Below are 14,711 nucleotides of genomic sequence, written 5' to 3' on the forward strand. Positions count from 1 at the left end.
TTGTTTTAGTTCAGTTTTAAATCCATTAAAATGGCAAAAGTTTCGTTGATATCTTGTTCTTTAACAACAATTGTCATTTCATGAGTTGTAGATATTACCTCTTGTACCGCTATGTTTGCCCAAGCAAACTGCTTTAAAATAAAATAGTAAACTCCTGATTGCTCTAAGTTATCTTTTGGTAATTTTATTGTGATTGAAGCTAAATCATTAACATTATTAATTAACGTTTCACGTTTAAAAATTTCTTCAACATAAGGCTGTAAATTTTTACTCGTAACAATATTTGTTTCAAATATTCCTTGAGAAACTGTTAAGAAATAGTCGTTACTATCTGCCGATTTACTTAATATTTTAGCAATCTCTTTTAATAATGAAGTGGTGTTTTTAAACGTAAAATCGCATAAGTCAGAACGTACTATTACATCGCCTAAATCAAGAGCTAAACGTTTAATATTTTTACGCACTCTTAATTCATTAGCAGGTGATAGCCTGTTAATAGCCATCATTACTGCACCAACTTTTACTTCTTTCTTTAAAAGCTTTGATACTTCTGGTAAAATTTCTCTAGCTAAAGAGGATACATTGATAAGCTTCTCATTTAAAGCCTCTTCAATAAACGGTGTCTTTCTAATTGTAATTTCTACAGCTTCTTGTATCGTTTTCATTATTGTTTAATTTTAAACGAATCTATAAAATTTTAAACTAACTGTAAAATTATTTCTCTAATTTAAATAAGAATATATTTTTACAAAAAAGTTTGTCAATCAGAATTTTAAATTAAATTTGTCGTTATTGTAATTCGTTACAAAACCTACACACAACTCAATCTAGAAGCGATTGGTGAGTAGACTTCTTTTTATTAAGAAGGATTATTTGTACAAATGCAGACAACTAATCTAATCTATTTGTTAACTTTAAAAACTCATCTTTCGCTTCTTTTTTGTCATATAATACATTATAGACAGCGTCGATAATAGGAGTTCTTGCACCGTTTTTCTGATTAATTTTATAGGCACTATTTGTAGCATAGTATCCTTCAGCAACCATACTCATTTCAAACATAGCCGATTTTACGGTGTAACCTTTACCAATCATATTTCCAAACATTCTGTTTCTACTAAAAACTGAATATCCTGTAACTAATAAATCTCCTAAATAGGCCGAATTATTAATATTACGTTTCATTTTATGAACCTTTTTTATAAATCGTTTCATTTCACGAATCGCATTACTCATTAATACCGATTGGAAGTTATCTCCATAACCTAAACCATGTGCTATACCTGCAGCTATTGCATAGATATTTTTTAGCATGGCAGCATATTCTGTACCAATAATATCGTCAGATATTTTAGTTTTTATGTAACGTCCAGCGATAAACTTACTCAAATCTTTTGCTTTTTGTTCGTCCTGACAAGCTAAGGTTAAGTATGATAATCGTTCCATAGCAACTTCTTCTGCATGACAAGGACCAGTAATAACTCCTATGTTTTCAAAAGGTACATTATGAATATCATGGAAATGCTCACCTACTATTAACCCCGACTCTGGAACGATTCCTTTTATTGCCGAAAAAATAATTTTATTTTCAAGTGAAACAGACAATTTTTCTAGTTCAGTTTTTAGAAATGCTGATGGAATTGCAAAAATTAAAACATCATAATTTTCTACAATGTAATTCATATCATCAGACAAATCTAATTGCTCTGGATGTAGTTCTGCAGAACTTAAATAACTAGGATTATGTTTATTACGTTTTATATGTTCAATAGCATATACACTTCGCATATACCAACCAATAGTATCTAGGTTTTCTGATAACATTTTTACAATAGCCGTAGCCCAACTTCCTCCACCTAAAACTGCTATCTTTTGATGTGTACTCATAGTAGTATTTTATTTCTAAGACAAAATTAATAAAACTATAAACTACTATCTATAACTTAAGGGTATTATATTTGAAGGTTGAAAATTTATTGAAGAATATGAACGTACAAATAATTAACAAATCAAAACACCAAACTCCTGCTTACGAGACTGAAGGTTCGGCTGGTATGGACTTACGTGCCAATATTGATGCTGCTATAACTTTAAAGCCATTAGAAAGAGCTATTATTAAAACTGGTTTATTTATAGCTTTGCCGCAGGGTTATGAAGCACAGGTACGTCCGCGAAGCGGACTCGCTGCCAAAAAAGGAATTACTGTTTTAAATGCTCCAGGTACTGTTGATGCTGATTATAGAGGCGAAATTGGAGTAATTTTAGTAAACTTATCTAACGAAGATTTTATAGTTAACGATGGAGAACGTATTGCACAACTTGTTATTGCTAAACACGAACGTGTAAACTGGCAAGAAGTTACGGTTTTAGACGAAACTGAACGTGGTGCTGGTGGTTTTGGTAGTACTGGAGTTTAACTCAACTCTTTGTAAAGTTGGCTCATTTTTCTAACGTTATCATACAACAAGTCAAAATCTAAAAAACAATGTGAATGATATTGGTATCCTAGTTTTTTATAAAACTTAAACGCTTGTGGTTTTTCATCCATAGCATCTAGCCAAATAAGTTCATATTGTTTTTTTATTGCTTCTTTTTCTAACCAAGTTAATAAGGATTTTCCTATACCATTCCCTTGTACTTTTGAATGTAAATATATTCTATGCAATTTTACACTTCTTTGATCTTCAAAACCAGCTAACTTCTTATCCCAAAGAATTCTAAAATTACCTATTATTTCATTTTTAAATAGCACAAAATAATACGCAGTGTTTTCTTCTAAAAGTTCTTTTTTTATATTCTCTTTTGAATACTGACTGTTTAAATACCAACTTCCATCATCCTTCCAAAAATGATTATAAGCAGCTGGATAAACTTCTTTCATTAATGTAAAAAGAGACTCCGAATCTGTAATCGAAATCTCTTTTAGTTGTATGTTTTCTGATATGTTTATCAAGGCTATTTTTTATAGATTTCTTTCCCGTTAAAAATAGTCAAAATAACTTTTGTTTGTTTAATTTGAGAGGTAGGAATTGTAAAAATATCTCTATCTAAAACTACAAAGTCTGCCAACTTCCCTACTTCCAATGAACCTACTTTATTTTCTTGCCTCATTACATAGGCTCCATTAATTGTATACGCTTTAATTGCTTCTTCTAAACTTATATTTTGTGGAGATCTTGTAACTGCATTTTGAAGTCCAATGAATGGGTTTAATGAACTCACATTCCAATCGCTACTTAAAGTTAGCCTAGCTCCTGCTTCTTTTAATGATTTTATTGGAACTTGATTATCAGCCAACGCACTTCCTAACAAATGATTATTATGATGCCAATTTTGTGGTTGCGTAAAATCTCCAGCTACTTGTGCATCTGCTGTTACGTTTAATTGTTTAAATCTGTTCATATCTGATAGAGAAATCATTTCAACATGTGTTAATCGATGTCTTCCTTTATCTGATCCACTTTTTTGAATAGCGTTTAAAGCTTCTGTAACTCCCCTATCTCCAATAGCATGTATATGAAAATCAAAACCAACCGATTCTAATTCCTGAATATACTTTGCTATTCTATTTTCAGTAAAATAATTCAATCCATTATTGGTAGGTAGATTAAAATAATCTTCTTTATAGTTACTGTGTAAAGCTGCTGTTGTATTATGTGTTATACCATCTGAATACAATTTAATTTGATTAATTTTTAATAAACTGTTTTCATTGCTTTCAAATAATGTTTTTAGTGATGCTATTTGACTTGCATCATCAGCTGTAGGATATGCCCATAAACCTAAGTTAAAACGAGCTGTTAGTTTACCATTATCTGCTAAATTTTTCCATGTTTTGTGCTGATCTCTTTTCCAATAAGTTCTCGCGTCAGAAACTGATGTTATTCCATGTTTTGCTAGCTCTGGTAAAACATAAGAAACCATTCCATCATATTCTCCATTTGCATCTTTTAAAGCAATTAATGCTTGCTGATAAGCTACATCTCCAGCATTGTCTATTAGAATTCCATTTAAAGCGCCGTTGTCTTTCATTATAATTCCGCCTTGCGGATTTTTGCTCGCTGCCGTAATTCCTGCTAATTCTAAACCTTTTGAATTGATCCACATAGAATGCGATGTTTGTTCCATAATAATTACTGGTCTATCTGAAACTGCTTCATCTATAATTTCTAACGGGCTTCTTTGAGCATCAAATAATGCTCCTATTGAATGTCCAAAACCTATTAACCACTTTACATTTGGATTATCTTGAGCTGCCTTTTTTATTGTTGATATATAGTTTTCTGCATCACTTTCGCTTTCATTTAATGTAAAAACAGTAGTTGTCGATCCTACTTCCATTGGATGCATATGAACATCATGAAAACCTGGTAATACCAACTTTCCTTGTAAATTAATTTTTTCAGCTCCTTTTTCTATCTTTTGCTCTGCTTCAGAATTAGAACCTATAAAAACTATTTTATTTTTTTCAATAATTAAGGCTTCGGCCCATGGTTTAGCTTCATTTACTGTAAATATTTTTCCGTTATAATACATTTTTTGTGTACTAGAATTGTCTTTTATTACAGCTATATCTTCTTTTTTACTACAAGAATTTGAAGTTAGTATTAAGCTAAAAAATATGATTAATAATTTCATTTTCTTCATTTTAATGTCGATTTTAAAAATCAACCTTTTAAGGGTACATAAATTTCTGTTTCGTATTCTTTTGGATTCTCTGTATGAGATTCGTGTTTTGTATAAAATTCTAAAAAAGGATCTTCTGATATTTCTTTGTCAGTTGCAAATAACCAACTACTAAATATTTTATCGTAGGTTTTACTTATTGATTTATAATCTCCTATATGTGTAAACACAGCATATTTCTTACTTGGTATGTTCTTTACTTTAAATTTTTTATCTGGTATTTTTAAAGTATCATCAATTACTAAACAAGCATCGTAATTATAGTTTATACTTTCTGAAATAAAAGGTTCGTCCCAAATTATTCCAAAAGATTCTAGCTCGTCTATTTCAACTTTATAGCTTTCAACTTCTTCTAATAACTGATCCCAAATTTCATCAACCTTATTACTATAATAATCTCCTTTATACGTTTTATACACTACTTTTTTGGTTTCTAAAACAGTAATTCTGTCTTCATAAAAAGGCATAATTGTATTTGTTTTATTACTATTTTTTTTAAGAATTTCTTCTCTTCTATTTCTATAAATAGCTGGTGTAATTCCAAAATGCTTTTTAAAAGATTTACTAAAAGATTGTACGTCCGAATAGCCTACATTTTCTGCTATTTTCTTAATTTCATCTTTTGTAAATAACAACATTTTAGCACCATTTTCTATTTTTAATCTTGTTACATAAGCTCCTATAGTTTCATTATAATATGCTTTGAAAATACGTTGAAGATTTCTGTACGAGAAATTAGATAGCTCTTCCAATTCTTCTATTAAAATCTTTTCATTGTATTGGGTTCTTACATAGGAAACTACCTGTTGCAATCGGTTTTTATAGAATTCTTTTGTTTCCATACTACAAATGTAAAAGGAAGATTTAGTTTAGGTTTTGTCTTAAATTGACAACTTAAAATATACAAAAAAAAGCTGTTGAAATATTTCAACAGCTTCTTAGTAGTAGTTTGAACTTTTAATTTAAAAACTTATTCTTGATTTTCAATAGCATCTTTAATTTTTCCTTCAAGTTCTTCAGCTAATTCTGGGTTGTCTTTAATTAAATTTTTAACTGCATCTCTACCCTGACCTAGCTTAGTGTCTCCATAACTGAACCACGAACCACTTTTCTTTATAATACCGTATTCTACACCAATATCTAATACCTCTCCTACTTTTGATATTCCTTCTCCATACATAATATCAAACTCTGTCATTTGGAAAGGTGGTGCTACTTTATTTTTAACAATTTTTACTTTAGTACTATTACCAATTACTCTATCGCCATCTTTTATTTGTGTTCTACGACGAATATCTAAACGAACTGAAGCATAGAATTTTAAAGCGTTACCTCCAGTTGTTGTTTCTGGATTTCCAAACATTACTCCAATTTTTTCACGTAATTGGTTAATGAATATAACTGTACATTTTGTTTTGCTAATTGTACCTGTTAATTTACGTAACGCTTGAGACATTAAACGGGCATGTAATCCCATTTTAGAATCTCCCATTTCACCTTCAATTTCCGATTTAGGTGTTAAAGCTGCAACCGAGTCAACTACAACAATATCAATTGCTCCAGAACGAATTAAGTTATCGGCAATTTCTAATGCTTGTTCACCATGATCTGGTTGTGAAATAATTAAATTATCAACATCTACTCCTAAACTTTCTGCATAAAAACGATCAAAAGCATGCTCTGCATCAATAAATGCTGCAATACCTCCAGCTTTTTGCGCTTCTGCAATTGCATGGATTGTTAAAGTCGTTTTACCCGATGATTCTGGTCCGTAAATTTCTATAATTCTACCACGAGGATATCCTCCTACTCCTAAAGCTAAATCTAACCCTAAAGATCCTGATGATATTGCATCTACATCTTCTACCTGGCTATCACCTAACTTCATTACCGTTCCCTTACCATAAGTCTTATCTAACTTATCTAAAGTAAGTTGAAGCGCTTTTAATTTTGCTTCTTTTTCTTTATCTGCTGCCATAAATCGTGCTAATTATTTTATAAAATAAGAGTCGCTAAGTTATAAAAAACTCCTCTTATTTTCCTATCTTTTTTATGCTACATTTTGTAATATTGTTTTCCTTAATCATTTTAAAAAATGAGTTCTAATATTTTTTTAAATAGTGTACATAGTTCTGCTACCATTACAAATGGTGAACTTGTTAGTTTTATTGTTCATAACGAAGAGCTTATTCACTCTAAAGATGCTCCTGGATGGAATGCTTCTGACATTGAAATGTTCCCTGTTATTGGTCCCACAAAACTTAACAATTATACTATTGAAACAATACAAGGTTTTGGTAAACAAGACCAACACGGACTATTAAGAGAACTTGAATATGAATTAGTTTCTAATGATGATACTAAAGCTATTTTTGAAAAAAAATATGAGAAAAATACTCAAATAAAAAATTCAAAATTTCCTAAAAAATCTACTCAAGAATATTTGTTTTGGCCTTATGATTTTGTGTTTAGAAAAATAATTTCACTATCAAATTCTTCTTTACATATTGATTTTGAAATTATAAGCGATAAAGGAATGCCTTTTATGATTGGCTATCATCCTAGTTTTAAACTTTCTGGTTCTGGAAATGAAATTATAAAAACTAAAGAAGAAGAAATTAGTTTAAAAACTATTTTAGATGTTGGTTCTGCTGCTTATAAAGTTTTAAATACCAACGAAATTTTTTTAGTTAAAAACAATACACCTAGTGTAAAAATTACTACTGAAAACTTTAACAATTTTATGTTATGGACCGAGGTTAACAATATGGTTTGTATTGAACCTATAAGCCATTATCCATTGTTAACAACTCAAAAATATTCAGAAAAAAATATGAGAATAAGCACTGGTAAAGATCTATTTTCTGTAACCATTAGTGCTTTATAAAATACTTATGAAACACTGTCATTTTATTATTTATAAACCTTATGGTTTTCTATCTCAGTTTATTACAAATCAAAAGAAAGGTGGTAAACATAAATTATTGGGGGAACTTTTTGATTTCCCTGAAAAGACCATGGCAGTTGGTAGACTCGATGTAAAATCGGAGGGTTTATTATTGTTAACAACTGATGGAAAAGTAAGTGATTTTATTACTACTAGAGGAAAAGTTGAAAAGGAATATTATGTACAAGTTAACGGACAAATAACAACTACCGAAATTGAGCAATTAGAAAACGGTGTTCAAATTGGTTTTGACGGAAAAAAATACATGACTAAACCTTGCAAAGTTAGTATGATAGATACTCCTGAATTTCCTGAACGTTCAAAAAAAATACGAGATGATCGTCATGGTCCAACTTCATGGATTTCTGTTACTTTAACAGAAGGTAAGTTTAGGCAAGTTCGAAAAATGACTTCTGCAGTTGGTTTTCCTACACTTCGTTTAGTTAGAGTTCGTGTAGGTGATATTGAATTAGGTAAAATGGAATCTGGAGAAGTTATTGAAGTTGAAAAACTAATTAATTAAACCTCTCTTTGATAAAGGTTATTAACAGTATCTTTTAATTCTTTTGTTCCAACCTTATTAAAACCTTGTTTCTCATAATATTTACAAAGTTTTGTATTTGTTGAAACTGCATCCAGTCTTAAATATTTATATTGTTTTTGTTGAGCTAAATTTTCTACTTTATTTAAAATAATTTTTCCAACTCCTTTTTTATTGAATTGCTCTCTTACCACTAACGAATGGATATACAACGATTTATCTTCTTGTTTTCCCCAATACAATAGATCTTCCTCTAAAATCCTTACCATTCCTATGGTCTCATTATCAGTATTTTTAATAAAATAAAACTCTTTATTTTCAATACCTTCCTCAACCCATTTAATTTTTTCTAAAGGGGGATTTTTCCAGTATTGCCAATGATCTATATTCATTTTGGCAATTTTTATAGCAGCTTCTTTGAATAAAGATAAAACAACATCCTTATTGTTAATTTCTATTTGACAAAATTCAATAAACATGTAACAATGTTTTATTTAATCATTTTTATATGCGGAATACCATCTTCTAAATACTCAACTCCTTCTTTTTCAAAGCCATGAGATTCATAAAATTTTTGAAGATAACTTTGTGCAGAAATGGTAATTTTAGTTTCGTTATAGTTATCAACAATTGCTTGAACAGAAGCTTTAATTAAATCATGACCATAGCCATATTTTCGTTCTGTTTCCTTTATAATAACTCTACCAAAGCTTGGTGTATCAAAATATTCGCCACTATTAAACAAACGTGCATAAGCTATAATAGTACCATCTTTGATACCAATAACATGTAATGCTTTTTGATCTTTTCCGTCAATGTCCTGATATACACAGTTTTGCTCAACAACAAAAACTTCAGAACGTAATTGAAGAATCGCATACAGTTCTGAAGTTGTTAAGTCTTGAAATTTTTTAACTTGAAAATTCACTTAAATATCTCTTATGCTATACTAATTAACAATTAGTAGGTATTTTGTTTACTCTGTTCGCATGACGTCCACCTTCAAACTCAGTAGATAGAAAAATCTTAACAAAACCTAAAGCCTGTTGTAAAGAAACAAAACGAGCTGGAATTGTTAAAATATTTGCATTGTTATGCTGACGTGTTAATTCAACCAATTCATTATTCCAACATAGAGCTGCTCTTACTCCTTGGTGCTTGTTTGCAGTCATTTGAGCGCCGTTTCCACTTCCACAAAGTATAATTCCCATTTCTGCTTGTTCTGCCTCTACAGCCTCTGCTGTGGGGTGAATAGCATCAGGATAATCCATACTATCATTTGTATTCGTTCCAAAATTAATAACCTTGTGTCCTAATTCTTCTAAAAGTTTAATGATTTCAAACTTATATTCAGTACCTGCATGGTCATTTCCTATGGCAATTGTCATAATTTGTTGATTTTAATTTAGTTGTGAACTACAAAAATACAGTTATTCACGGTTATCAACAGTAATTAACAATGCTTTTTTTAGCATTCTTAATAACCTCTTTAAAAACAAGGAGTTAAACCATATTAAGTAATTGTTAAGAACTGGTAGTATATTTTCAAAAAAATATTTGATTATTTACATTTTTTTTACAATACAAGAACCAACTTTAATTATGCAACTTTTTTTTTGAGTTTTTAACTAACATTTATCAACATAAAATTAACGCTTTATTTACACTGAAATTAAAATTAACTATTCATAATTTTTAGTGAACTACTGTTTATAAGTTTTGTTAATAACTCTAAATTATAATTGATTTCTAAGAAATTATAATCTTAATAACCTGTTTATTTTATTTAATAAGTGATAACTCCAAATATTAAAACAGAAATTTATTCCACATATTAACATACTATAATAACAATCATTTCTTTTTTTAAATTTTAAAATATCTTTTATTAATATATAGTATATGTTAATAACAACTCTTTTTGAAAGTTTGTGATGAAACTAATTTTAGATGAAGTTATGTTTCTTTTGGGAATAAAAAAAGAGTTATACGGTTAGTTATAACTCTAGTTTTGTTTATAAGTGAGAACAATTGGGCGAGAAAAAGCTCTTAAGCTGTTTTCTGTGATTTTTTTATAAGGTATACACTGTCCTTAGCCTTGACTAATTCAGTAGGAGTCTTTTTATTCAACGTTGAGTTGATGCTTATTACAGTAACGATGATTCCTGTAATAAAGATGAATAAAAATAAAGCGATAATTTTTCTTAAATTTTTCATTATTAACGACTTTCTATTATAAAGACGTTAAATTTTAAGAAATGTTACATTTTTCTTAAGATTTATTTAACTTATTTAGGTACAATGAATTGCAAAGCCTTATGAATGAGTGTTACTTTTATGGCTCCCTGCCCTATTAATTCTCCGTCTGCTTGGATAAATGGTTTGTCCTTTTTTGATTTTGGAGTTATTAACAAAGTGTTTGATAAATGTGTTTCTACCTTAGTATGATTGACTATCAGACCATTATATAACTTCTGAATATTTAATATTAAGTCACTTAAATTCAAGTTTTTAGCTATAGTTATATCAAATAAACCGTTTGTAGAATCCTTATAATCAGTTAGTTGCATCCCTCCTGCAGAGTACTTACAAATACCAAATAAAGTCATTAAACACTTAGTTTCAACAAGCTTATTGTTAACTTCTATAGCAAAAGTTGTCTTTTTATAAAATAATAAACCAGCAATTCCGCTTAATAAGTATGCTATAGCACCAAAACGTTTTAATTTATTCAACTTATTAACAACATAACCGTCATAACCTATTCCTGCTACGTTGTTAAAGTATGAGAGCTCATTATTTAACTCTATACAACCAATATCTTGATATATCTTATTCTCAGCTTTTATTAAACCTATTGCTTCTTTTATATTTTTTGAAATTCCATAGGTTTTAATCCAATCATTTCCAGTACCTAAAGGTATTACAGCTACTGTGATTTCTTTAGGATCAGTAATTTTCTGTTTCATTATACCATTAACAACATGATGTAAGGTACCATCACCACCTACTGAAATTATATTCTTAAAATCCTGATTTATAGCGTTTTCTACTAATTCTAATTCATGTTTAGAATGTGTTGTTTTAGCATGTTGATAAGTGATTTGATAATAATTTAATTGTTTTTGAATTTCATTCCATAGTTGATTAAAATTACCATTTCCTGCAATAGGATTAACAATTACAAACCAAGATTTTTGCATAAAAGAATAAATTAAGGAGCGACAAAGTACAAAATAGAATTGATAACTCTTATTTAATTAACAAGGTCTAATTTTATTCGTACTTTGGTGGAAAATTTATTTAAGACGAAAGATTAATGACTAGAAAGAAAAAAATCTACAAGAAAAAAGGGAAAATTATAAAAGATCTTACCCGAAACATTTTTAGAATTCTTAACGAAGACAGCTCTAAATTTTATAATTATAAACAAATTGCTAGCAAAATGGGAATTTCCGATACTGATGGAAAAACTCAAATTTTAAAAAAATTAGCAGAACTAACAGCCAGTCAAAAAATAAAGGAAATTGATAGAGGTAAATATCAAATCAATGAAGATAGAAAGTATCATATTGGTACACTGGATGTTACTTCTAACGGCAATGCTTATTTTATTTCTGATGATTTTGAAAACGACATATTTGTTCCTTCAGTTAACTTAGGAAAAGCTTTACATGATGATACTGTAAGAGTATATGTTTATAAAAAAAGAAGAAGTAATAAATTAGAAGCAGATGTTGTTGAAATTATAGATAGAGCTAAAACAGAGTTTGTTGGAGTTTTACAAATGAATAAAAACTTCGGTTTTGTAGTACCTGATAGTACTAAGATGTATGCTGATATTTTTATATCGCAAAACAAATTAAACAATGCACAAGATGGCGATAAAGTTGTTGCTAAAATAACAGATTGGCCTGAAAATTCTAAAAACCCATTTGGTAAAATAACAGAGGTTTTAGGTAAACCAGGAGATCATAATACAGAAATTCATTCAATTCTATTAGAATATGGTTTACCATATGAATTTCCAAAAGAAGTTGAAGAAGATGCTAAAAAGCTTTCTCTAGAAATAACAGAAGATGAGATTGCTAAAAGACGTGATATGCGAAGTGATCTTACATTCACTATAGATCCTAAAGATGCTAAGGATTTTGATGATGCACTATCATTTACAAAATTAGAAAATGGTAATTATGAAATAGGAATTCATATTGCAGATGTTTCACATTATGTACAACCAAAAACCATTTTAGACGATGAAGCTTATGACAGAGCAACATCTGTTTATTTAGTTGATAGAGTGGTTCCTATGTTACCTGAAATGTTAAGTAATGGTGCTTGTTCGTTAAGGCCTAACGAAGAAAAATTGACATTTTCAGCAGTTTTTGAAATGAACGATAAAGCTCAAATTATTAACAAATGGTTTGGAAGAACAGTAACTTATTCCGATAAACGTTTTGCTTATGAAGAAGCACAGGCAATTATTGAAAATAAAAATAATATTGTTCCAGCTGATGTATCACTTACAGGAGAAGAATATATTGTTGATGATGCTATAGTTGAAGCTACTTTAAAATTAGATGAACTTGCTAAGAAAATGCGTAAAAAACGTATGAAATCTGGAGCAATTTCATTTGATAGAGTTGAAGTAAAATTCAATTTAGATAAAGAAGCAAATCCAACTGGAGTTTTCTTTAAAGAATCTAAAGATGCTAATAAACTTATTGAAGAGTTTATGTTGTTAGCAAACAAAAAGGTAGCTGAGTTTATAGGATTTTCTAAAGGAAAAGCAACTAAAAATACTTTTGTATATCGTGTGCATGATGAGCCTAATATTGAAAAATTAGCTTCATTACAAAACATTATTGGTAAGTTTGGGTATAAGATTAATACCGAAAGTAAAGAAACTACTTCCCAGTCTTTAAACCAGTTACTAGCTGATGTTCATGGAAAAGGTGAAGCCAATATGGTTGAAACTTTAGCCATTAGATCAATGAGTAAGGCTGAATATACTACTCAAAATATTGGACATTACGGTTTAGCTTTTGATTACTATAGCCACTTTACTTCACCAATACGTAGGTATCCTGACGTAATGACACATCGTTTATTACAGCATTATTTAGATGACGGAAAATCACCAAAAGCAGAAATTTATGAAGAAAGATGTAAACATTCTTCAAAAATGGAAGAATTAGCTTCTAAAGCTGAGAGAGATTCTATTAAGTATATGCAAGTTAAGTATATGCAGGATCATAAAGACCAAGAATTTGAAGGTGTTGTTTCTGGAGTTACTGAATGGGGAATTTATGTAGAAATTTCTTCAAATAAATGTGAAGGAATGGTTCGTATTAGAGATATTAAAGACGATTATTATATCTATGATGAACAGCAGTATGCTATTGTAGGTCAGTCAACTAAAAATTTGATTCAACTTGGAGACAATGTTGTTGTAAAAGTTAAAAAGACAGATTTAGAGCGCAAGCACTTAGATTTTGATTTAATTTCACATTAATTTTATATACTTTGTAACAATAAAATTTAATATTTGTCTTTATAGTAATGGTATAATTCTTGGTTATACTAACTAACTAATGACGATTAAAATGAAAAAATTAGCATTTTTGAGTTTGTTTTTGATGACCGTTTTAGCATCAGCACAAACAACGATTGATAAAAAATTAGGAGATTTCACTACCGTAAAAGTGTATAATGGTATTGATGTTAAGCTTGTTAAAAGTGATGAATCAAAAATAGTTATCACTGGCGAAAAAGCTGAAAAAGTAAAAATTAAAACATCAGGAAATACACTAAAAATATCATTAAGATTTCCTGAAACAACGGCAGATGGTAAAGTAAAAGCTACACTTTATTATGCATCAACATTAAAAACAATTGATGCAAATGAAGGAGCAATAATTACTAGTAATGGCATAGAACAATCACAAGTTGAAATAAAGGCTCAAGAAGGAGCTTTTATTAACATGGTGGTTAAGGTTAAGCATTTAAAGGTAAAAAGCTCTTCAGGGGCTGTTATAAGGCTTTCAGGTACATCTAAAAACCAAACTGTTGATGCTGACTTAGGTGGAATGTATCACGGATATAAATTAGAAGTAACTGATATGACCATGGTAAGAGCAGGTTCTGGTTCTAAAGTAGAAGTACAATCAGGAGAAACATTAGATGCTAAAGTATCTTTTGGAGGATCAATTTTTTATAAAGGAACACCTGAAGTATTTAAAGATAAAAAAGTAATTGGTGGTGTTATAGAACAGAGAAGTTAATTTTGTATCTTTGTACTGTAAAATTTAATATAAAATGATTTCACAGACTATATTTTTAGGAATGATCGGGCCTTGGCAAATAGCCATTGTAGTAGCACTAGTATTATTAATGTTTGGAGGAAAGAAGATTCCAGAACTAATGAAAGGTTTAGGTACTGGTATTAAAGAGTTTAAAGATGCTACTAAAACTGAAGGAGAAGAGAAAATAGAAGAAAAGAAATAATTATTTTCTATATATAAAAAAAGCCGATAC

16 protein-coding genes are annotated in these 14,711 nt (G+C 29.5%); 6 read left to right on the forward strand and 10 right to left on the reverse strand.

Going from position 1 to position 14,711, the window contains the following annotated elements:
- Positions 1-5: 5 nt before the first annotated feature.
- Positions 6-665, reverse strand: coding sequence for a hypothetical protein (locus MHN29_RS04460; protein ID WP_150898041.1), 660 nt, complete (start codon positions 663-665; stop codon positions 6-8).
- Between the two features lie 226 nt (positions 666-891).
- Entirely contained in the window at positions 892-1,887 is a 996-nt protein-coding gene (locus tag MHN29_RS04465; RefSeq protein WP_235274517.1) for an NAD(P)H-dependent glycerol-3-phosphate dehydrogenase, read from the reverse strand.
- A gap of 98 nt (positions 1,888-1,985) precedes the next feature.
- Between MHN29_RS04465 and dut the strand changes: the two genes are divergently transcribed.
- Positions 1,986-2,417: a dUTP diphosphatase gene (gene dut, locus MHN29_RS04470; protein WP_150898045.1), complete on the forward strand. Its 432-nt coding sequence runs from the start codon at positions 1,986-1,988 to the stop codon at positions 2,415-2,417.
- Here the strand turns inward: dut and MHN29_RS04475 are convergent.
- From MHN29_RS04475 to recA, 4 genes are all read right to left on the reverse strand, one after another.
- Positions 2,414-2,953 (reverse strand): GNAT family N-acetyltransferase, encoded by a 540-nt coding sequence (locus MHN29_RS04475; RefSeq protein WP_235274516.1) that lies wholly within the window; start codon positions 2,951-2,953, stop codon positions 2,414-2,416. The two genes, dut and MHN29_RS04475, sit on opposite strands and share 4 nt — an antisense overlap.
- A 2-nt stretch (positions 2,954-2,955) precedes the next feature.
- Positions 2,956-4,638: an amidohydrolase gene (locus MHN29_RS04480; RefSeq protein ID WP_235274515.1), complete on the reverse strand. Its 1,683-nt coding sequence runs from the start codon at positions 4,636-4,638 to the stop codon at positions 2,956-2,958.
- 29 nt (positions 4,639-4,667) lie between these two features.
- Positions 4,668-5,528 (reverse strand): GyrI-like domain-containing protein, encoded by an 861-nt coding sequence (locus MHN29_RS04485; protein ID WP_235274514.1) that lies wholly within the window; start codon positions 5,526-5,528, stop codon positions 4,668-4,670.
- A gap of 128 nt (positions 5,529-5,656) precedes the next feature.
- A complete protein-coding gene (gene recA, locus MHN29_RS04490; protein ID WP_150898049.1) occupies positions 5,657-6,664 on the reverse strand; it encodes a recombinase RecA in 1,008 nt (335 codons plus the stop codon).
- Between the two features lie 117 nt (positions 6,665-6,781).
- On the opposite strand from recA, the gene MHN29_RS04495 reads away from it, so the two are divergent.
- Positions 6,782-7,573: an aldose 1-epimerase gene (locus tag MHN29_RS04495; RefSeq protein WP_235274513.1), complete on the forward strand. Its 792-nt coding sequence runs from the start codon at positions 6,782-6,784 to the stop codon at positions 7,571-7,573.
- Positions 7,574-7,580: 7 nt separating this feature from the next.
- Complete coding sequence (locus MHN29_RS04500) at positions 7,581-8,156, forward strand: pseudouridine synthase (protein ID WP_235274512.1); 576 nt, start codon at positions 7,581-7,583, stop codon at positions 8,154-8,156.
- Here MHN29_RS04500 and MHN29_RS04505 read toward each other — a convergent pair.
- From MHN29_RS04505 to MHN29_RS04520, 4 genes are all read right to left on the reverse strand, one after another.
- Entirely contained in the window at positions 8,153-8,653 is a 501-nt protein-coding gene (locus tag MHN29_RS04505; RefSeq protein WP_235274511.1) for a GNAT family N-acetyltransferase, read from the reverse strand. The genes MHN29_RS04500 and MHN29_RS04505 overlap by 4 nt on opposite strands.
- An 11-nt stretch (positions 8,654-8,664) precedes the next feature.
- Positions 8,665-9,102 (reverse strand): GNAT family N-acetyltransferase, encoded by a 438-nt coding sequence (locus MHN29_RS04510; protein WP_150898053.1) that lies wholly within the window; start codon positions 9,100-9,102, stop codon positions 8,665-8,667.
- Between the two features lie 25 nt (positions 9,103-9,127).
- Entirely contained in the window at positions 9,128-9,562 is a 435-nt protein-coding gene (gene rpiB / locus MHN29_RS04515; protein ID WP_150898054.1) for a ribose 5-phosphate isomerase B, read from the reverse strand.
- Positions 9,563-10,462: 900 nt separating this feature from the next.
- Positions 10,463-11,377 carry a diacylglycerol kinase family protein gene (locus MHN29_RS04520; protein WP_235274510.1) on the reverse strand — a complete coding sequence of 305 codons (915 nt, stop codon included), beginning with the start codon at positions 11,375-11,377 and terminating at the stop codon, positions 10,463-10,465.
- A gap of 116 nt (positions 11,378-11,493) precedes the next feature.
- On the opposite strand from MHN29_RS04520, the gene rnr reads away from it, so the two are divergent.
- The 3 genes from rnr to MHN29_RS04535 all read left to right on the forward strand — a co-directional run bounded on the left by rnr (position 11,494) and on the right by MHN29_RS04535 (position 14,681).
- On the forward strand, positions 11,494-13,689 hold the full coding sequence (rnr, locus tag MHN29_RS04525; protein WP_235274509.1) for a ribonuclease R: 2,196 nt from the start codon (positions 11,494-11,496) through the stop codon (positions 13,687-13,689).
- A gap of 91 nt (positions 13,690-13,780) precedes the next feature.
- Positions 13,781-14,458: a head GIN domain-containing protein gene (locus MHN29_RS04530; protein ID WP_150898057.1), complete on the forward strand. Its 678-nt coding sequence runs from the start codon at positions 13,781-13,783 to the stop codon at positions 14,456-14,458.
- A gap of 34 nt (positions 14,459-14,492) precedes the next feature.
- A complete protein-coding gene (locus tag MHN29_RS04535) occupies positions 14,493-14,681 on the forward strand; it encodes a twin-arginine translocase TatA/TatE family subunit (protein ID WP_150898058.1) in 189 nt (62 codons plus the stop codon).
- Positions 14,682-14,711: the final 30 nt, after the last annotated feature.

The organism is Tenacibaculum sp. Cn5-46 (assembly GCF_022347705.1).
Lineage (GTDB): Bacteria > Bacteroidota > Bacteroidia > Flavobacteriales > Flavobacteriaceae > Polaribacter > Polaribacter aiptasiae.